At 64.1% G+C, this 19109-nt stretch carries 19 protein-coding genes; 14 read left to right on the top strand and 5 right to left on the bottom strand.

What is annotated here, in order from left to right; translation table 11 throughout:
• The first annotated feature begins 13 nt into the window (after nucleotides 1–13).
• Both mgrA and PYR64_RS13240 read left to right on the top strand, forming a co-directional pair.
• On the top strand, nucleotides 14–1051 hold the full coding sequence (mgrA, locus tag PYR64_RS13245) for an L-glyceraldehyde 3-phosphate reductase (protein WP_018776642.1): 1038 nt from the start codon (nucleotides 14–16) through the stop codon (nucleotides 1049–1051).
• Between the two features lie 169 nt (nucleotides 1052–1220).
• Nucleotides 1221–2306: an inositol-3-phosphate synthase gene (locus PYR64_RS13240; RefSeq protein WP_018776641.1), complete on the top strand. Its 1086-nt coding sequence runs from the start codon at nucleotides 1221–1223 to the stop codon at nucleotides 2304–2306.
• Nucleotides 2307–2952: 646 nt separating this feature from the next.
• Here PYR64_RS13240 and PYR64_RS13235 read toward each other — a convergent pair.
• Nucleotides 2953–4641 (bottom strand): formate--tetrahydrofolate ligase, encoded by a 1689-nt coding sequence (locus PYR64_RS13235; protein ID WP_275775634.1) that lies wholly within the window; start codon nucleotides 4639–4641, stop codon nucleotides 2953–2955.
• Nucleotides 4642–4744: 103 nt separating this feature from the next.
• Nucleotides 4745–5989, bottom strand: a complete 1245-nt coding sequence (gene mshA / locus PYR64_RS13230) for a D-inositol-3-phosphate glycosyltransferase (RefSeq protein WP_018776639.1) — start codon at nucleotides 5987–5989, stop codon at nucleotides 4745–4747.
• Nucleotides 5990–6099: 110 nt separating this feature from the next.
• Between mshA and PYR64_RS13225 the strand changes: the two genes are divergently transcribed.
• A complete protein-coding gene (locus tag PYR64_RS13225; protein WP_039242338.1) occupies nucleotides 6100–6618 on the top strand; it encodes a GNAT family N-acetyltransferase in 519 nt (172 codons plus the stop codon).
• On the opposite strand, the gene PYR64_RS13220 is transcribed toward PYR64_RS13225, so the two are convergent.
• Nucleotides 6615–8012 carry a 6-phospho-beta-glucosidase gene (locus PYR64_RS13220; protein ID WP_275775631.1) on the bottom strand — a complete coding sequence of 466 codons (1398 nt, stop codon included), beginning with the start codon at nucleotides 8010–8012 and terminating at the stop codon, nucleotides 6615–6617. The genes PYR64_RS13225 and PYR64_RS13220 overlap by 4 nt on opposite strands.
• A gap of 47 nt (nucleotides 8013–8059) precedes the next feature.
• Here PYR64_RS13220 and PYR64_RS13215 point away from each other — a divergent pair, with 47 nt between their 5' ends.
• From PYR64_RS13215 to tsaD, 6 genes are read left to right on the top strand one after another with little or no spacing between them, the layout of a single operon-like run.
• Entirely contained in the window at nucleotides 8060–9154 is a 1095-nt protein-coding gene (locus PYR64_RS13215; protein ID WP_035733205.1) for a carbohydrate kinase family protein, read from the top strand.
• A gap of 57 nt (nucleotides 9155–9211) precedes the next feature.
• Nucleotides 9212–10465, top strand: a complete 1254-nt coding sequence (alr, locus tag PYR64_RS13210; RefSeq protein ID WP_275775629.1) for an alanine racemase — start codon at nucleotides 9212–9214, stop codon at nucleotides 10463–10465.
• The gene (gene tsaE, locus PYR64_RS13205) at nucleotides 10462–11073 is read left to right on the top strand and encodes a tRNA (adenosine(37)-N6)-threonylcarbamoyltransferase complex ATPase subunit type 1 TsaE (protein ID WP_275775627.1); all 612 of its coding nucleotides are present in this window, start codon (nucleotides 10462–10464) and stop codon (nucleotides 11071–11073) included. The genes alr and tsaE overlap by 4 nt, the downstream gene beginning before the upstream one ends.
• Nucleotides 11073–11744 (top strand): tRNA (adenosine(37)-N6)-threonylcarbamoyltransferase complex dimerization subunit type 1 TsaB, encoded by a 672-nt coding sequence (gene tsaB / locus PYR64_RS13200; RefSeq protein ID WP_275775625.1) that lies wholly within the window; start codon nucleotides 11073–11075, stop codon nucleotides 11742–11744. The genes tsaE and tsaB overlap by 1 nt, the downstream gene beginning before the upstream one ends.
• A gap of 13 nt (nucleotides 11745–11757) precedes the next feature.
• Nucleotides 11758–12261, top strand: a complete 504-nt coding sequence (rimI, locus tag PYR64_RS13195; RefSeq protein WP_275775623.1) for a ribosomal protein S18-alanine N-acetyltransferase — start codon at nucleotides 11758–11760, stop codon at nucleotides 12259–12261.
• Nucleotides 12258–13415 carry a tRNA (adenosine(37)-N6)-threonylcarbamoyltransferase complex transferase subunit TsaD gene (gene tsaD, locus PYR64_RS13190; protein ID WP_275775621.1) on the top strand — a complete coding sequence of 386 codons (1158 nt, stop codon included), beginning with the start codon at nucleotides 12258–12260 and terminating at the stop codon, nucleotides 13413–13415. Before rimI ends, tsaD begins: the two co-directional genes overlap by 4 nt.
• 11 nt (nucleotides 13416–13426) lie before the next feature.
• Here tsaD and PYR64_RS13185 read toward each other — a convergent pair whose 3' ends face one another.
• Entirely contained in the window at nucleotides 13427–14578 is a 1152-nt protein-coding gene (locus PYR64_RS13185; RefSeq protein WP_026266994.1) for a glutamate--cysteine ligase, read from the bottom strand.
• A 200-nt stretch (nucleotides 14579–14778) separates the two neighbouring features.
• Between PYR64_RS13185 and PYR64_RS13180 the strand changes: the two genes are divergently transcribed.
• The 3 genes from PYR64_RS13180 to PYR64_RS13170 are packed head-to-tail and all read left to right on the top strand — an operon-like array spanning nucleotide 14779 to nucleotide 16937.
• On the top strand, nucleotides 14779–15933 hold the full coding sequence (locus tag PYR64_RS13180; RefSeq protein ID WP_275775618.1) for a GTP-binding protein: 1155 nt from the start codon (nucleotides 14779–14781) through the stop codon (nucleotides 15931–15933).
• A 30-nt stretch (nucleotides 15934–15963) separates the two neighbouring features.
• Nucleotides 15964–16086, top strand: a complete 123-nt coding sequence (gene ykgO, locus PYR64_RS13175; protein WP_011775528.1) for a type B 50S ribosomal protein L36 — start codon at nucleotides 15964–15966, stop codon at nucleotides 16084–16086.
• 38 nt (nucleotides 16087–16124) lie between these two features.
• Nucleotides 16125–16937: a shikimate 5-dehydrogenase gene (locus PYR64_RS13170; RefSeq protein WP_275775615.1), complete on the top strand. Its 813-nt coding sequence runs from the start codon at nucleotides 16125–16127 to the stop codon at nucleotides 16935–16937.
• Between the two features lie 13 nt (nucleotides 16938–16950).
• Here PYR64_RS13170 and PYR64_RS13165 read toward each other — a convergent pair whose 3' ends face one another.
• Nucleotides 16951–18186, bottom strand: a complete 1236-nt coding sequence (locus tag PYR64_RS13165) for a class I SAM-dependent methyltransferase (protein WP_275775613.1) — start codon at nucleotides 18184–18186, stop codon at nucleotides 16951–16953.
• Between the two features lie 67 nt (nucleotides 18187–18253).
• Between PYR64_RS13165 and PYR64_RS13160 the strand changes: the two genes are divergently transcribed.
• Nucleotides 18254–18616, top strand: a complete 363-nt coding sequence (locus PYR64_RS13160) for a hypothetical protein (protein WP_018776626.1) — start codon at nucleotides 18254–18256, stop codon at nucleotides 18614–18616.
• 191 nt (nucleotides 18617–18807) lie between these two features.
• Nucleotides 18808–19104 (top strand): co-chaperone GroES, encoded by a 297-nt coding sequence (gene groES / locus PYR64_RS13155; RefSeq protein WP_018776625.1) that lies wholly within the window; start codon nucleotides 18808–18810, stop codon nucleotides 19102–19104.
• The last annotated feature ends 5 nt before the right edge of the window (nucleotides 19105–19109 follow it).

Raw genomic sequence — 19109 nt, 5'->3', positions numbered from 1 at the left:
CAGGATGGTACGTATGACTTATTCGGCCGCGGAAAACCGCTACGAAACCATGCCCTACCGCCGTGTCGGACGCAGCGGACTCAAGCTGCCCGCCATCTCGTTGGGCCTTTGGCACAACTTCGGCGACGACAAGCGATTCGACGAGCAACGCGCCATCCTGCGCAGGGCTTTCGACCTCGGCGTCAATCACTTCGACCTCGCCAACAACTACGGTCCGCCGGACGGATCGGCCGAAACGAACTTCGGACGCCACTTGAAGGACGACTTCAAGCCCTACCGCGACGAACTCGTCATCTCCACGAAGGCCGGCTACTACATGTGGCCTGGTCCGTACGGCGAATGGGGATCCCGCAAGTACCTGATTTCCAGCCTCGACCAGTCCCTCGAACGCATGGGCCTGGAGTACGTGGACATCTTCTACAGCCACCGCCCGGACCCCGAAACACCCTTGGAAGAAACCATGGGCGCCCTGGACTACGCCGTCCGTTCAGGAAAGGCGCTCTACGCGGGCATCTCGTCCTACACCCCTGAGCAGACCCTCGAAGCGGCCCGGATCCTCAAGGAACTCGGCACCCCGCTGCTGATCCACCAGCCGAGCTACTCCATGCTGAACCGGTGGACCGAGAATGGCTCACCCAACCTCTACGAGGCATTGGACCAGGTGGGCGCAGGCTCCATCGCTTTCTCGCCCTTGGCCCAGGGGATGCTGACCGACCGGTACCTCAACGGAGTGCCGGCCGACTCCCGCGCAGCAAAGGAACGTTTCCTGTCCGAGTCGCAGCTGACCGAGGACAAGCTTGACCGGGTGCGCGGGCTCAACGCAATCGCCCAGGGCCGGGGACAGACGCTCGCCCAAATGGCTGTGGCCTGGATCCTCCGGGATCAGCCGAAGGGCTCGCCGGTGACGTCGGCACTGGTGGGAGCTTCCAGTGTGAAGCAGCTGGAAGACACGCTCAGCGCCATCCAAAACCTGGAGTTCACCACGGAAGAACTGACGGCGATCGACGAGTTTGCTGTTGAATCGGACATCAACCTGTGGGCGCAAAAGTAGCCGTTCACGATTGACATAAAACGGGAGGGGCCGGTCGGGAACAAAGGCGGCCCCTCCTGTGTTGGCTACAATGCAAGTGTGCGCCGAATGGCGCCGTGCCAATCAGTCGTGCCCTGGACTCAGCCAGCGGTGCGCCTGGCACCTGAGGTTTAGTTCTCAAAGGAGTTCCGTGTCTTCACATCCGATTCGTGTTGCCATTGTCGGCGTAGGTAACTGCGCCGCATCGCTGGTCCAAGGTGTTCAGTACTACCGCGACGCTGACCCCAAGGCCACGATCCCGGGTCTGATGCACGTCGAGTTCGGCCAGTATCACGTCAACGACGTCCACTTCGTTGCTGCTTTCGATGTCGACAGCAAGAAGGTTGGACTGGACCTGGCGGACGCCATCGGCGCCAGCGAAAACAACACCATCAAGATTGCCGACGTCCCCGCTACGGGCGTCACCGTCCAGCGCGGCCACACACTGGACGGACTGGGCAAGTACTACCGCGAAACCATCGTTGAGGCTCCGGAAGAGGCCGTGGACATCGTCGCTGCATTGCGCGAAGCCAAAGCGGATGTCATGGTCTGCTACCTGCCTGTTGGTTCGGACCAGGCCGCCAAGTTCTACGCCCAGTGCGCCATCGACGCCGGCGTCGCTTTCGTCAACGCACTGCCCGTGTTCATCGCCGGCACCAAGGAATGGGCCGACAAGTTCACTGCTGCCGGTATCCCGATCGTGGGCGACGACATCAAGAGCCAGATCGGTGCCACCATCACCCACCGTGTCATGGCCAAGCTGTTCGAAGACCGCGGCGTCACCCTGGACCGTACGTACCAGCTGAACGTCGGCGGCAACATGGACTTCAAGAACATGCTGGAGCGCGACCGCCTGGAATCCAAGAAGATCTCCAAGACCCAGGCCGTTACTTCAAACGTCGAGGCCGAGCTGCACGCCGACGACGTCCACATCGGGCCTTCCGACTACGTCGCCTGGCTTGATGACCGCAAGTGGGCCTTCGTCCGCCTCGAAGGCCGCAACTTCGGCGACGCCCCTGTATCCCTGGAGTACAAGCTCGAGGTATGGGATTCCCCGAACTCTGCCGGCGTGATCATCGATGCCATCCGCGCCGCCAAGATCGGCCTGGACCGCGGCATCGGCGGCCCGCTGCTCTCCGCTTCCAGCTACTTCATGAAGTCGCCGCCGGAGCAGTTCAACGACGACATCGCCCGCGAAAAGGTCGAAGCCTTCATCCGCGGCGACATCGAACGCTAAACACCGCAGGACCCCTTTGTCACCTGACGCCCCCGCACTATGTGCGGGGGCGTCAGTCGTCTCCGGGACCCTCTTCCACATCCCCATGGTTTCCCACTGTCGCTTGCTCACGTCCCTAGGGTTTGGCGCCGACGCTTACTCACATCCCTATGGTTTGATGGCGACGCTTACTCACATCCCTGGGGTTTGGTGGCGACGCTTACTCACATCCCTGGGGTTTGGTGGCGACGCTTACTCACATCCCTGGGGTTTGGTGGCGACGCTTACTCACATCCCTGGGGTTTGGTGGCGACGCTTACTCACATCCCTGGGGTTTGGTGGCGACGCTTACTCACATCCCTGGGGTTTGGTGGCGACGCTTACTCACATCCCTGGGGTTTGGTGGCGACGCTTACTCACCCCTTCAAACGCGTGCGGGAGGGTTTGGCTGAAGGGCGTGGGGTGTGCGGGAGGGTTTGGCTGAAGGGCGTGGGGTGTGCGGGAGGGTTTGGTTGAAGGGCTTGGGGTGTGCGGGAGGGTTTGGTTGAAGGGCGTGGGGTGTGAGGGAGGGTTTGGTTGAAGGGCGTGGGGTGTGCGGGAGGGTTTGGTTGAAGGGCGTGGGTTGTGCGGGAGGGTTTGGTTGAAGGGCGTGGGGTGTGCGGGAGGGTTAGAAAAGGCCCATGGGGTTGCCGTCGGCGTCGACGTCCATGCGCATCGCTGCCGGTTCCTTCGGGAGCCCGGGCATGGTCATGACGGCCCCGGTCAGTGCCACGATGAAACCGGCACCGGTTTTCGGGATGAGGTCGCGAACGTGCACCCGGAAACCCTTGGGTGCCCCGAGCCTGGAGGCGTCGTCAGTGAAGGAGTACTGGGTTTTCGCCATGCAGACGGGAAGGCCGGACCAGCCGTTCTTCTCAATCTCCGCAAGGCGTTTGAGGGCCGGCACGGAGAACTCCACGCCATCGGCCCCGTATATCTCCTGCACGATCGTCCGGATCTTGTCCTCCACAGGCAGCTCCAGCGGGTAGAGGTGATGGAAACCGGACGGCGCATTGAAGGCAGCTGCCACCTTGGCGGCCAGTTCGTCCCCGCCATCCCCGCCTCCACCGCGGCCCCAGACGTCTGCGACGGCGGCCTCCACCCCTTCCGCTGCACACCATGCGAGGAGCCAGTCGAGTTCTTCCGCAGTGTCGGTGGCGAACTTGTTGATGGAGACAACCGGAGTGATACCAAATTTGGCCACGTTCCGGACATGCCTCTTGAGGTTCTCCACTCCGGCAGCCATGGCATCCATGTTGGGCTCGCCGAGGTGCTCCTTGGGAACCCCGCCTTGCATCTTGAGGGCCCGGATGGTGGCAACAACCACGACGGCGGATGGCGCCACTGCTGCGATCCGCGCCTTGATGTCCATGTACTTTTCGGCGCCAAGGTCCGCCCCGAAGCCGGCCTCGGTGACCACCACGTCAGCCAGCTGCATGGCCGTCCTGGTGGCGATCAGCGAATTGCATCCATGGGCGATGTTCGCAAACGGACCCCCATGTACCAGCGCCGGAGTTCCTGCGATGGTCTGGACGAGGTTTGGCTTGATGGCGTCCTTCAGGAGCATCGTAAGTGCGCCTTCAACACCGAGATCCGCCACGGTGACCGGTGCCCGCTCATAGGTGTACCCGAAAGTGATCCTGCCCAGGCGGCATCGGAGATCGTCCAGGTCCGTGGCCAAGCAGAAGACGGCCATGATCTCGGACGCCACGGTAATGTCGAATCCATCCTGCCGTGGCACGCCCTGCGCGGGGCCACCAAGGCCGATCACCACTTCCCGCAGGGCACGGTCGTTCATGTCAAGGACGCGTTTGAACGTCATGCGGCGGGGGTCGATTCCCAGCTGGTTTCCTTGGAAGATGTGGTTGTCCACCAAGGCCATGAGGGCGTTGTTTGCTGAGGTGATCGCGTGGAAATCCCCGGTGAAGTGCAAGTTGATGTCGTCCATCGGCAGGACCTGGGAGTAGCCACCTCCCGTAGCCCCGCCCTTCATCCCCAGGATCGGCCCCAAGGAAGGTTCCCTAAGCGCGATCATGACTTTGTGTCCGGCGCGGGCCAGGGAATCGGCGAGTCCTACTGTGGTGGTTGATTTGCCTTCTCCGGCGGGAGTGGGGGACATGGCTGAAACAAGCACCACTTTTCCCGGCACCTTGTCGGCAGGGAACGCCAGCTTTCCAGGGTTGATCTTGGCTTTGTAACGCCCGTACAGCTCAAGGGCATCCACGTTGATGCCCGCTCTTTGGGCGATCTCCTCAATGGGGAGCATGGCGGCATTGCGGGCAATCTCAAGATCACTCATGGCCTTGTTTTCAGACATCGTTGTCCTTCGGCTGGATGTTCCCGTGTCACGGCTGACGCTTATGGCGCGCTAACGCTGTGCGCGACAATCTACCAGCCGCGAGGCCCGACGCTGAGGAACCTCAGGTCCTCGGAAGCAACAGGCCCCCGACGGCTTCACGGTAGCTGTCCAAGGTGATCGCAGCTGTGCGCTGCCAGCCGAACGATTCGGCATGGGTGGCCGCGAGCCGGCCCATGTCCTCGCGGGTCTGGACGTCGTCGTAGAGGTCCTCGAGGGCATCGGCCCAGTCCGTGGGGTCGTGTCCGTCCACCAGGATTCCGGTGCGGCCGTCCGAGATTGCCCGGGACAGACCACCGACGTTGGTGGCGACTACGGGTGTACCGCACGCCTGTGCTTCCAAAGCCACCAGGCCAAAGGACTCGCTGAACGATGGCATCACGACGACGTCGGCCGAGCGGAACCACCCGGCGAGTTCGGGCGCCACTACCGGCGGACGGTGGGTGACGACGTCGTCGAGTCCTGCTTCGTGGATGATCTGTTGGAGGTTGAAGTCCTTGGCGCCGCTCAGCGAGCCCAGGATGGTCATTTCCAGGTCGATGTCCGGCCTGCGCTTGCGGAGGATTCCGGCGGCCTTGACGAAAATCTGGGGACCTTTGAGCCGCTGGATCCGGCCGGCAAACAGAATGTGGAAGCTCTCCGGCCGCACCTCCAGCCGGGCACGTGACTTCTTGCGGAACGACGGCGTAAAGACGTTGAGGTCTACGCCGGGCGGAGCGATGTCGATCCGGTCGCGGTCCGCCCCGTAGTGCGACACGAGTTCATCGGCTTCAGCTGGGGTATTGGCTATCAGGCGGGCCGCGCCATCGACGATCCGCTGCTCGCCGTTCTCGCGGCGCCGCGGCTCCGGGTGTTCGCCGGGTTGCAGCACGAGGTTCTTTACCTTCGCCATGGTGTGCATGGTGTGCACCAGAGGAACTCCCCACAATGAGGCCAACTCAAGCCCCGCAACGCCTGAGACCCAATAGTGCGAGTGGATGGCGTCGTAGCGGCCATGCAGTTGCCGGTTCCGGATATTGTCGATCTCCACCACCATGTGGTGCAGAAGTTCGGGCAGTTCTTCCTTGGGTATCTTCCGGCGTGGTCCGGCCTTGACGTTGTGGACGCACACGCCGGGACCGGGATGCTCGACGGCGGGCTGGCTGGCTTTGGTGGCGCGCGTGAAGATCTCCACTTCAACACCCGACTCGGCAAGTGCCATGGCCAAAGCCCGGACGTAGACGTTCATCCCACCGGCGTCACCGGCCCCGGGCTGCTCCATGGGGGAGGTGTGCAGTGACAAGAACGCCACTCGACGGACCATCGGCATCGCACTCCTCCTGACTTTCACCGCACGTGGCTTTTGCCCTGCAGAAAACACTACTCCTGCCAAACCGTGCCTCAATAAAGCGGCCCCGCTATGTGGACAAGGCTGCTAGCGTGTGGGCTGTGAGCCAAGAACAAAGCTTTGACATCCGCATCGCAACACCGGGCGACTGGGCCGGCATCTGGTCCATCCTGGAACCCGTGATCCGGGAGGGCGAGACCTTCACCTGGGACCGCGGCACACCGGAGGACGAAGCGAAGGCGAAGTGGACCAAGGAAGAGCCCGGCCAGACGTTTGTGGCCGTCGACAGGGAATCCGGCAAGATTCTCGGGACCGGCGAATTCCACCCCAACCAGGGCGGTGGTGGCAGCCATGTCGCCAACGCCGGTTACATGGTGGCGGCCAACCACTCGGGCCAGGGCATTGCGCGTGCGCTCTGCGCATACTCCCTCCAGGAAGCCAAAGCTGCGGGGTTCTACGCCATGCAGTACAACGCGGTGGTGGAGAGCAACGTCAGGGCCGTGTGGCTGTGGCAGTCCATGGGATTCCGGATCCTTGCCACGGTGCCGGAGGCCTTCAACCATCCGGAGATCGGCTACGTGGGCCTGCACGTGATGTACCGCAAACTCTAGCCTTGTCCCGCCCTTACCCCCAAGAGCCCGGCCATCCCGGGGAATGCCTCCTCATAGCCTGCCAGCAGCTGCGTGCCCAGCAGCTCCGATCCCACCAACGGGTGCGACGCAAACGCCTGGACGGCTGCTTCCCGGTCGTGGTCACGGACGGCGCGGATCGTCAGCCGCTCCACCTCCTTGACGCGCTGCATCAAGGTGAGGAACGGGCCCGGCGGCCTTTCCTGCGCGACTGCCACGGCGCCGTCGGGCGTCACCTGGGAGGGGACTTCGACGACGGCGTCCGGCGGCAGCCCGGGCACGGCCACCTCCGCCGGGTGAAGACTCCCGGTGGGCAGCACGGGAGCGTTCGGCACGTTGAGGATGAGCTGGGCGGTCCCGCCGCCCGAGAGGGCCCGCATTACGGACAGAGCCACCCTCTCGTAGCCGCCACCAGCGAGATCGGACTCGTCGCGCTGTTCCCCGTGGGTGCGGGCTTCGGCGAGGTACCCCTCTTCGCGGGATCGCCGGGCTGCATCCCATAGCGCATAGGCGTCCTCCGCCCGCAGCAGATCGGGGTAGAGCGAATGCTGCTGTTGGTGGATGGACGCCCCACGCGTTTGCCGTTGTCCACGGATAGCCTGGGTGGCCTGCGACGTCTGGTAGTAGTAATAGAGGTACTCGTTGGGCAGACAGCCGAGCTTTTCCAAGGTGTGCTGCCCGAACAGGCGCCCCTCTTCCATCGACTCAAGGGCGGCAGGATCCGCCAGCAGCCCGGGCAGGAGGTCCGCGCCACCTGGTGCCAGCCGGTAGAGCCAGCCGAGGTGGTTCAGCCCGTAGTAGCCCACGCCGTCGAGGTTTCCTTCCTCCAGCGGGACACCGGCTGCCCGGGCCGCCCGCTGGGCCAGGCCCCCAGCGGAATCACAGATCCCAATCACCCGGTTCCCAAGCAGCGGCACCAATGCCTCGGTGACCATTCCGGCGGGGTTGGTGAAGTTGATAAGCCATGCACCGGGGCAGTGACGCCGCATGGCCTGGGCGAGTTCGAGCATCCGGGGGATGGATCGCAGGGCGTAGGAAATCCCGCCTGCTCCGGTGGTCTCCTGGCCCAGCAGCCCCAGATCAAGTGCAACACGCTCATCGGCGATCCGGCCGGCCGTTCCGCCAGGCCGGATGGCCGCGAAAACCACGTCGGTTCCCGTGAGCGCCTGGCCAAGGTCGCTGCAGGCGACGACGGCGGGACCGGAACCGGGGCCTGTGGGCATATCGCGGAGTACGGCCTGGATTGCTTGGAGCCGTTGCCCATCGACGTCGAAAAGCACCAATTCGCTGACCAGGCCGGCAAAGGGGCCAGTACACAACGCCCGGTACACAAGGGGAACCCGGAATCCGCCACCGCCGGCGATCATAAGCCGCATGATCCGAGTCTATGCAGCTCCGCAAGCTGCAGCGTAGTCTGCCGTTCATGGACGCTATGCCGCAGCGACGATTCGACCCCCTTGCCTCCGTTAGGTCAGACGCTGACGCCGGGTGCGACCTTCTCCTGACCGGCACGGTTTTCCAGGACATCATTTTCACCGGCCTTCCCCAAGCGCCGGAACCGGGCACGGAAGTGTGGAGCGAGGGCATGGGAAGCTGCCCGGGAGGGGTGGCCAACCAGGCCATTGCGGCAGCGCGGCTCGGGTTGCGGACCAACCTTGCAGCGACCTTCGGAGACGACGGTTACGGCGACTACAACTGGCAGATCCTGGAGAAGCAGGAGCACGTGGACCTGTCCTTGTCGCAGCGGGTTCCCGGGTGGCACTCACCAGTGACTGTTTCCATGTGCGTGAACCAGGACCGCTCCATGGTCACCCACGGCCATCCCGCCCCGATCTCTGCTTCTCAGCTGATTGGCCAGCCTCCGCGGGCGCTCGCAGCCGTTGCGGACCTGGAGGAGGAGATGGAGCCGTGGATGCTGGCCGCAATGAAATCCGGTACCAAGCTTTTTGGGGTGGTGGGGTGGGACCCTACCGGGAAATGGTCGGAGCGCCGGCTGGACCAGCTGGAGAACTTTTATGCCTTCCTGCCCAACGCTCCCGAGGCCATGGCGTTCACCGGCAAATCCGACCCCTGGGCGGCGCTGTACTCGCTGGCTGACCGCGTGCCGGTAGCCGTGGTGACCTTGGGTCCCCAAGGGGCAGTGGCGGTGGACTCGGAGAGCGGCGAGGAAGAGTGGGTGCCTTCTTTGCCGGTCCCGGCTTCTGATCCAACGGGAGCAGGGGACTGCTTCGGTGCGGCCTTCATCGTGGGGTGCCTCGCAGGATGGCGGCTGGGTGACCGCCTGCGCTTTGCCAACCTGTGCGCTTCGCTTGCCGTCCAGGAGGTTGGCGGGTCCCTGGCCGCACCCGGCTGGGGAGACATCGCGGACTGGTGGCAGCGGGCGAACGCGCGGAAGGAGCGGCAAAGCAGCCAGTGGCTGAGGCGCTTCGCGTTCCTGGAACCGATCGTGAAGGACATCCCCGCTGAAGCCCAACGCCGCGCCCGGGCCACCATCGCGCACTTGTCGGATGCCCAGTAGGGGTGAACGCCCGTGCGCAGTTAACCCGAATTCACCGGCACCACTAGAATCTCTAGGGTGACTTATGAAGCAGCAGCAGATATCGGGATCGGCGAAAAGGCCTCAATAGCCAAGTCGGCGGTCCTGGAACGGTCCGCGGTGATCGATCTCGAAGCTGTACGCCACAACGTGCGGCAATTCGTCGCCATCGCCTCTCCTGCCGCGGTCATGGCCGTAGTGAAGGCCGACGCGTATGGTCACGGAGCCGTCCAGGTTGCGCGGGCAGCCCTCGACGCCGGTGCGGCATGGCTCGGGGTGGCGCACATTTCCGAGGCCCTTGCCTTGCGGGCCGCCGGTATCGACGCTCCGTTGCTTGCCTGGCTGCACACCCGCGAGAGCAACTTCCAGGCAGCCGTCGCCGCGGGCATCGACGTCGGAATCTCCGGCTGGGAGCTGGATGCCGTAGTTGCGGCAGCCCGCGAACAGGAACGGCCTGCACGGGTACACCTCAAGGTGGACACCGGCCTGGGCCGCAACGGCTGCACCATTGCCGACTGGGATCAACTGCTGGGCCAGGCCATGGACTACCAGGACCAGGGCCTGCTGCGCGTGGTGGGGATCTTCTCTCATCTCGCCGTGGCCGATGAACCGCACCGCCCCGAAACCGATGAGCAGCTCGCTGTCTTCCGTGAAGCCATCGCCATGGCTGAAGACGCCGGTGTGGACACGGAGGTCCGGCATATCGCCAACACTCCCGCTGCGTTGTCGCGCCCGGATTCGCACTTCGACCTGGTGCGCGTGGGCCTCGGCGTCTACGGATTGTCGCCCTTCGAAGGCGCGACGTCGGCCGAACTTGGCTTGCACCCCGCCATGACCGTCCGCACGCTCCTGTCCAATTGCAAGCAGGTCCCGGAAGGGCAGGGCGTCTCTTACGGCCTGAACTACCGCACCATCGAAGAAAGCACCTTGGGCCTGGTCCCGTTGGGCTACGCCGACGGGGTCCCGCGGATCGCCACCGGCGGACCGGTCCGCGTCAATGGCGTCAACTACCCGGTAGTGGGCAGGATCGCCATGGACCAGATGGTCATCGATCTGGGCCCCCTGACTCCTGAGGCAGCCGCGGAGCTTCGGGGCGCCGAAGCCGTCATGTTCGGCAATGGCTCCGATCACGGCCCCACGGCCGACGATTGGGCCGCAGCTGCCGGAACCAACAACTACGAAATCGTCACGCGTATCAGCCAGCGGGTGCCTCGCAGCTACGTCAATGAAGTACCCTCCCAGCCGGCATCGCAGACCGACGTTGCCACCGACGCCAAAGCAGCAGCGCTGTGAGCGAACCCCTGTGGGAACGCACGTTGAAGGTCACGACGGCGGAGCAGACACACGCGCTCGCAGCAGCGCTCGGTGAGGTGCTTGAGGCCGGCGACCTCCTTGTCCTGACCGGAGAACTGGGCGCTGGAAAGACCACGTTCACCCAGGGGCTGGGGGAGGGCCTGGGTGTAAGGGCCGGCATCATCTCGCCGACCTTTGTGCTGGTCAGGATCCATCCGAACCTTCCGGACGGTCTCAGGCCGGGTGGGCCTGACTTGGTCCATGTTGACGCGTACAGGCTGGACTCGGCCGCAGAGATCGACGACATCGACCTCGAAAACACCATGGACGCCGCCGTCACGGTGGTGGAGTGGGGGCGGGACCGGGTGGAGCATCTCTCGGATAGCCGCCTGGAAGTGGAGCTGCACAGGGCCGTGGGCGGCGGCGCCTCGGCAGGAACGGTGACGGATGACGTCCTGGACTTTGACAGCGATGACGACGACGAGCCCCGCACCATTGTGTTCCGGGGATTCGGTCCACGGTGGGCGGATGAGCCACGGCTCCTGGCCACCGCAGGGCAAGCGGACAGCGCAGCGCAACCGGACACCGCACATGAGGGAGACCACTGATGTTGATCCTGGCCATTGATACTTCCGCCGTTGCCAGCGCAGCCCTGATCTCCGACGACGCCATGGAAGGCGTGGTGGATTCCTTCGCTACGGAAGATACCCGTAACCACGCCGAAGTGCTTGCCCCTGGTATTGAGAAGCTGTTGACCGGAGCAGGCGTTACCGGCGCGGACATCGATGCGATCGTCACCGGCGTGGGCCCGGGCCCGTTTACCGGGCTCCGCTCCGGTATCGCGACCGCCCGCACCTTGGCGTTCGTGTGGAACAAACCGTTGTACGGACTGATGAGCCTGGACGCCATTGCCCTTGAGGTGGCTGAATCCACTGCGGCAGCTCCCGGGTTCCTGGTGGCAACGGACGCCCGGCGCAAAGAGGTCTACTGGGCCCGGTACTCCCTGAAGGAGGGCCAGCTGCCGGATCTCGTGGATGGACCGCACGTGGGCTTCGCCTCCGAACTGCCCGACTTGCCGGTGTTCGGTGCCGGCGCCGGTCTGTACGCGGATGTGCTCAGGGCCGATGAAGACTTTGCGTCCACGCAGCCCGACGCCGCTTCCCTTGGCCAGTTCGCCCTTGCCCGGCTCGCATCAGGCCGGCCCCTTCTGGATTCGACCCCTCTATACCTGCGGGAATCCGACGCCCAAGTACCGGGACCCCGGAAGCGCGCACTGTGATGGGACGGGAACTGTGAAATTGTCACCCAAACTGGAGCTCGCCGGGGTTTCCCTGCGCGACATGACCGAAGCCGACATCCCGGCCGTAGAGGCTTTGGAGCGCCGTTTGTTCCCCGTGGACGCATGGCCGCTGCAGATGTTCTTCGACGAACTGGCCCAGCCCGAAACCCGCCGTTACCTGGTGGCCGAGGCCGCAGGGGAGATCATCGCTTATGCGGGATTGATGTGCATCGAGCCCATCGCGGACGTCCAGACGATCGCCGTCGTGCCTGAATTCGAAGGCCGGGGCATCGGCTCCGCGGTCCTCGCGGAGCTCATCGATGAGGCGCGGCGACGCCGCGCGGCAGACGTGTTGCTGGAAGTGCGGGCGGACAATCCCCGCGCGCAGCAACTCTATGTGCGTTTCGGGTTTGAGCAGATCCACGTCCGTCCCCGCTATTACCGCGACGGAACAGACGCCTTGATCATGAGGCTGGCCTTGAACGAACAACACCCTTCCGAAGGAGCCCCAGCGTGAGCGGCCTTAATCGACAGCAGCCGCTGGTGCTCGGCATCGAGTCGTCCTGCGACGAGACCGGTGTGGGCATCGTCCGCGGGACGACGTTGCTGACCAACACTGTGTCTTCCTCCATGGACGAGCACGTGCGTTTTGGCGGCGTCATCCCGGAAATCGCTTCGCGGGCGCACCTGGACGCCTTCTTGCCCACGTTGCAGGAATCGCTGCTTGAAGCCGGGGTCACCCTGGACGAGATCGACGCCATTGCCGTGACGTCCGGCCCGGGCCTCGCCGGGGCGCTTATGGTGGGCGTTTGTGCTGCGAAGGCCCTGGCGGTTGCCACGGGGAAGCCGCTCTACGCGATCAACCATTTGGTGGCGCACGTTGGCGTTGGCTTGCTGGATCAAAGGCGAACCCCGGAAGGAAAGCCCGACGCCGGTGCTGCCGCCGGCCTGGGTGCGGGGCAGTTGCCGGAGAACCTCGGGGCGCTCCTGGTGTCCGGGGGCCACACTGAAATCCTGCGCATCCGGAGCATCACGGACGATGTCGAGCTGCTGGGTTCAACCATCGATGACGCCGCCGGGGAGGCCTACGACAAAGTGGCGCGCATCCTTGGTCTGGGCTATCCGGGCGGACCCGCAATCGACAAACTGGCACGCCAGGGCAACCCCAAATCCATCCGCTTCCCGCGTGGCCTGACGCAACCCAAGTACATGGGGACCGCCGAGGAGAAGGGGCCGCACCGTTATGACTGGTCTTTCAGCGGTCTGAAAACTGCCGTGGCCCGCTGTGTGGAACAGTTCGAGGCCCGCGGCGAGGAAGTGCCGGTGGCTGATATCGCTGCCGCGTTCCAGGAAGCCGTAGTGGATGTCATCACCTCAAAGGCGGTTATGGCCTGCAAAGAGAACGGCATCACGGACCTCCTGCTGGGCGGCGGCGTGGCTGCCAATTCCCGGCTCCGGGAACTGACCGGACAGCGCTGTACCTCGGCCGGGATCAGGCTTCACGTTCCGCCGCGGGATCTGTGCACGGACAACGGGGCCATGGTGGCGGCGCTGGGCGCCCAGCTGATCATGGCCGGCATCGACCCCAGCGGAGTGGAGTTCGCACCGGATTCCTCCATGCCTGTCACCACAGTGTCAGTACCTGCCCAGGCCGCCGGCCCGGGCAGGTAAACCGGAAACCGCTAGGCGTCGGGACCTTTTCGCATCTGCTGGACGAGGTCCATGACCACTGCCTGCAGGTCGCCGTTGTGTTCGGCGGCGACGCGGCGCTGCCGCTGGTAGCTGGCACCGCGTTCGACGATCTTCAGGACATCGGCCAGTTCTTCGGAGCAGCCAAGCTTGGCTGCCACAGGCTCAAGCCGCGCGACGGTTTCGGCCAGGTGCTCGGTAACGAGCTGCTCGTTGCCAGCGGCATCGAGGATGATGATGGCTTCCATGCCGTAGCGGGCAGCGCGCCACTTGTTTTCCTGCACGTGCCACGGAGGCATGGTGGGGATGCTGCCCCCGGCATCAAGAATGGAGGAGAATTCGTCCACCAGGCACTGGGTCAGGGCCGCGATGGCACCGACTTCCTCAAGGGTTGCCAGGCCGTCACAGATGCGCATTTCGATGGTGCCAAGGTTGGCAACCGGGCGGATGTCCCAGCGGATTTCGGAGGTTGAGTCGATCACTCCGGTGGTGAACATGTCCTGGACGTAGGACTCGTACGCCTCCCAGGTTTCGAACTGGAACGGCAGGCCGGCTGTCGGAAGCTGCTGGAACATGAGCGCGCGTTGTGATGCGTACCCTGTTTCCTCACCGGCCCAGTACGGGCTGGAAGCTGACAATGCCTGGAAGTGCGGAAAGTAGTTGACCAGGCCATCCAGGACGGGGAGGACTTTTTCTTTCCTGTCGATGCCCACGTGGACGTGAACGCCGTAGATGACCATTTGGCGTCCCCACCATTGGGTCCGCTCGATCAGTTTGGCGTAGCGCTCTTTGTCGGTGACCGGCTGCAGCAGGGGAGGGCTGAAGGGGTGGCTGCCGGCGCAAAACACTTCGACACCCATGGGATCGGTGACTTCGCGCACTGCGGCGAGGGACCGGCTGAGGTCCTCTTTGGCTTCGTTGACGGTCTCGCAGATGCCCGTGACGAGTTCCACCGTGTTGAGGAGCAGTTCGCGCTTGATATGGGGGTGTTCGTCGTCCTCATTGAGGTCCGGGTGGTTTGCCGCAACGCCTTTCAGGACGTCGTTCGCGACGGATACCAGTTCCCCTGTGCGTGCATTGACGAGCGCCAACTCCCATTCCACACCCAGTGTCGATTGCCTGGATGGCGCAAAATCAATCTGCACGTAGTCCCCTCGGTTTGTACTGTCCGGCTATGTGTACTGTCCGGCAATGTGTTGTTTCGGCCGGACACGGTTCCCCGCTGCGGGGCCGCCAGCGGTCGGATCAAGTCTAATGCAGCCGGAACTCGCATGATTGCGGCGGGTGCGCGGGAGAAATGACCCGTCATTTGCTAATGCGAACCATTCGCATTAGAGTGTGTGCCATGCACCTCACGATCGTCAGTTCCCTGGACAGCCAATGCCGTGAGGCAGCCACCGAAAGGCTGGGGCGGACCCATGCCAATTCCGTGGTGGTCCTCCACGATCTCCTGGATGGCTCACTGGTCCTGCGGCGCGTTTACCGCAACGGCCGGTTGTTCGAACGCGGGACGACGGTCCTGGAGCACGGTTGCCTGAGCTGCACCGTCCGGCTTGACGTGGTCCCGACGGCGGAACGACTCGCCGCCTGCGGCTTCGACCACGTCGTCCTGGGCCTGCCGCCAGGCGTCGCAGCCGGAATGGCCGTGGCGGAGCTCCGCAGTGGGCTCAGCCGCCCGGCGGTCATCGACAACGCCGTGCTCGCCTTGGACCCCGCAGAGTTGGACGACCACATCTGGGACCGTCACACCCTGTTTGAGTCCGGCTTCACGTCCATGCCCCAGGACGAGCGGACCAGTGGCGAATTCCTGGTCGGCGAATTCGGACACGTGGACACCGTGATGACCTATCCGGGATTGGGTGCCGTGCTGACGGGGGATCCCCGCGAGGGTTCGCCGCAGTGGGCGTCGGGGGTGGAGTTGCTTGGCGAATTGGCACCCCATGCAACCGTTGCCGCAGCGGCCGATGATTTCCGGCCGGGCTGCTTCGACCCCGCCGAAGCAGCTGCCCGCAACCGTCCCGGCGTCGTGCGTGTGCCCCTGGCTGAAACGGAAGGTTCCTTCCGGACCGTGCTCCATCGGGCTGCCCGGCCACTTCATCCGGGCCGTTTCCGAGAGGCGCTTCCGCGCTTGGCTGTCGGCATGCACTGGATGCGGGGCCGCCTGTGGATCGCCTCCGCTCCCACCAAGCGGATAGCTGTCCAAGGCATAGGTCCACGGATCTGGCTCGAAAGCACGGGCAACTGGATGGCCGATTCCACGGAAGCAGCCCCCATGGGAGAAGGCCTGCGCGGAGAAGTGGGTGCCGACGTCGACGCTTTCCTCGACTGGCACCCCAGCCACGGGGACCGCGGAACCGTCCTGGCCATCACTGGGCGGGCCGACGATGTTGACGCCGCGGAAATCCGTGAACTCCTGGAAGGCTGCCAGCTGACGGAGACCGAAATGGCCATGGATGCCGACGCGTGGGATGACCCCCTGGAACTCAGCGACGCCCTCTAAGCCAAACACCAACAAAAAAGGAGAAACACCATGAAGGTCCGAAACTCGCTGCGTGCACTCAAGAAGATCCCCGGGGCGCAAATCGTCCGCAGGCGTGGCCGCACGTTCGTCATCAACAAGAACAACCCGCGCATGAAGGCCCGCCAGGGCTGACCGCACGGAAGCCTGGAGGGGCGTTGTTTAATGGGTGGATGCCCATCCTGAACAAAGACATGTCATTGTGCATTTCGCTCGCGGCCCGGCCCAGCAACATCGGGACGAGGTTCCATAACTATCTGTACGATCTGCTCGGCCTGAACTTTGTCTACAAGGCATTCGCCCCCGCGGACATCACCCTTGCGGTGGCGGGCATCCGCGGCCTCCCGATCCGGGGTGCCGCGGTGTCCATGCCCTACAAAGAGGCAGTCATTCCGCTGGTTGACGTCATGGATCCGTCGGCCAAAGCCATCGATTCGGTGAACACCATCGTGAACAACGACGGCGTCCTCACTGCCTACAACACCGACTACATCGCGATCGCCAGGCTTCTTAAGGACCATGAAGTCCCCAGCGGCCATACTGTCCTGCTCCGCGGCGCCGGGGGAATGGCCAAAGCTGTTGCGGCCGCCCTGAGGGACGCCGGGTTCACTGCCGTCACCATCGTGGCCCGCAACGAAACCACCGGCCGAGCGCTCGCCGACCTCTACGGCTTCGATTGGCAGGACGACGTCAACGGAGCCACCGCGGACCTCATCATCAACGTCACCCCGCTGGGCATGGCCGGCGCGGACGAAACCGCCCAGTCCTTTGACGACGCCACCATCGCAGCCGCGCAGGTGGTGTTCGATGTGGTGGCCCTTCCCTCCGAAACGCCGCTCATCACCGCCGCGCACGCTGCGGGCAAGCCGGTCATCACAGGAGCCGAGGTCATCGCCATTCAGGCCGAGGAACAGTTCGTCCTGTACACCGGCGTTCGCCCGACGCCCGGCCAAGTACGGGAGGCCTCGGAATTCTCGCGTCGCTGACGCCGCAGGCCTGCTAAGCCTGGGCGGTCACCGGTTCCACCACGACAGCCACTCTTTCCTCGCCGATCCTGGTGAGGACAAGGGTGGCTGTTTTCGCATCTTTGCCCTTGGCGGGTTTGGTGGGGAGCAGCTGCTTCCGCAGTTCCTCGGGTGTCACTGCCGTGCCGCGCTTCTTGATATCCAGCACGGTGATGTTGTTTGACTTCACCCACGCTTTGAGGGCCTTGACGTTGTACGGCATCACGTCCAGCACCTTGTAGGCCCGGGCAAACGGAGTGTCGTGGAGTTCCGGGGCGCAGATATACGCGATGTGCTCGTCCACCAGGTGCCCGCCCAGCCGCTCGGCGACGTCGGCCACCAGGCCTGCGCGGATCACCGCACCGTCGGGTTCGTAGAGAAAGCCTTCAACAGGCCCGACGGCGGCTTCCGGGCCACCGCCGAAGTCCTCGCCGCTGGTGATTTCGGCGGCGCGCTGGCTGCCAAGGAGCAATGCGGCGCGGCGGACGCCCGGGCGGGCTACTGAGTTGAACCACAGGGTGGCCTCGGTGACATCGCCGCCCACGGAGACCCATTGGGCCTCGCAGCCCGAAGGCACCGAGTCGTGGGGGATGCCCGGGCCCATCTTCACCCCTACTGCACGCCCGGTGGCCGCCACGCTCTCCACGAAGGACAAGGGGGGCGAGAACGCCTCCGGGTCCCAGATTCTTTTGGTTCCCGACGTGGACGTGGTGCGTCGGGCAGGGTCCATCCACACGCCGTCGATGCCCTCGAGGTCCATTGATTCCGCGTCCGAGTGCACCACCGTTGCATGCGGGAAAGGCATGAGGTTGATCATGGCGCAGGCAGCGGTGGTTTCGTCCATCTCCACAGCGGTGACAGCAATGTCCATGGAAGCCATCGCCATGGAATCGGCGCCGAGGCCGCAGCCGAGATCGGCCACATGGGTGATGTCGGCCTGCGCAAAACGTTCGGCGTGGCGGGCGGCGACGTTCAGCCGGGTTGCCTGCTCCAGGCCCGCCTGGGTGAACAGCATCTGCCGGGCGAATTCGCCGAACTTCGCCTCAGCCCGGGTCCGTAAACGGGACTGCGTGAGCACGGCGGCCACGAGTTCCGGGGAGTGGCCGGCCTTGCGGAGGCTGGCATTGACGCTGAATGCATCAGCCTCACGGTAGGGTCCCAGCGAGGCAAGAAGCTCCCAACCTTCAGTGGTCAATAAAGGTGCGATCTGTTCCTGCGGTGCATGAGGCATGGGAACAAGCCTAACGTCGCGCGTCATGGCTGCGTGACTGGGGAATCAGCCGGATAGGGTTGTTTTCATGGAAGACAACGCAGCACCACAGCCCTCCCGCCTCACCACGTATGCCCGTCCCGCCCTGATCGCGGGCGCTGTCATCGCGGTGGTCTGCATAGGCTTGCTGATCGTTATTTTCGCGCTGGATTCCTTCAACGCAGCGGCCTACTCCGTCAGTGGCAAGAGCGTGAACGATGCGACGGATGAGGCACGCGACATCCGCGACCTCTACGCCGGTGCGCGCCTCGGCGGGATCATCGCGCTGGTGGTTTCCGGCGTCGTGGCGGTTGCTTCGGCGGTGGTGCTCTACCTGAACCGCGGCAGCGCTTCCTTGGATGAGGATGACGACGGCGAAGACTACGACCTTGATGACCTCAGGGACCAGTGACAACGTTCACCGATGACGAAATGCTGGCACTCACCTTGACCGAGTGCTAACGCCTTACATAGAGTCTAGTTAGCACTCTCCCCTTGAGGGTGCTAATCACGCCAGGCGTCCACCGGCACCGCGACGACGGTTGTACGCCACGGCACCCTAGTTCTTAGTCCATGAATCAGCTCATGAAAAGGAGAGTCCGAGTGTCGGTCTCGATTAAGCCTCTTGAGGATCGTATTGTTGTTCGCCCGCTCGAAGCAGAGCAGACCACGGCTTCCGGCCTGGTTATTCCGGACTCCGCGCAGGAGAAGCCGCAGGAAGGCGAAGTTGTTGCAATCGGCCCCGGCCGCTTCGATGACAACGGCAACCGCGTACCGGTTGACGTAGCTGTTGGCGACGTCGTCATCTACTCCAAGTACGGTGGAACCGAAGTCAAGACCGGCGGCAGCGAGTACCTCGTTCTGTCCGCCCGCGACGTCCTTGCGATCGTCGTAAAGTAACTTCC

Source organism: Paenarthrobacter sp. Y-19 (assembly GCF_029223985.1).
Taxonomy (GTDB): Bacteria; Actinomycetota; Actinomycetes; order Actinomycetales; family Micrococcaceae; genus Arthrobacter; species Arthrobacter nicotinovorans.
This window is presented reverse-complemented; position numbering and strand designations above follow the sequence as displayed.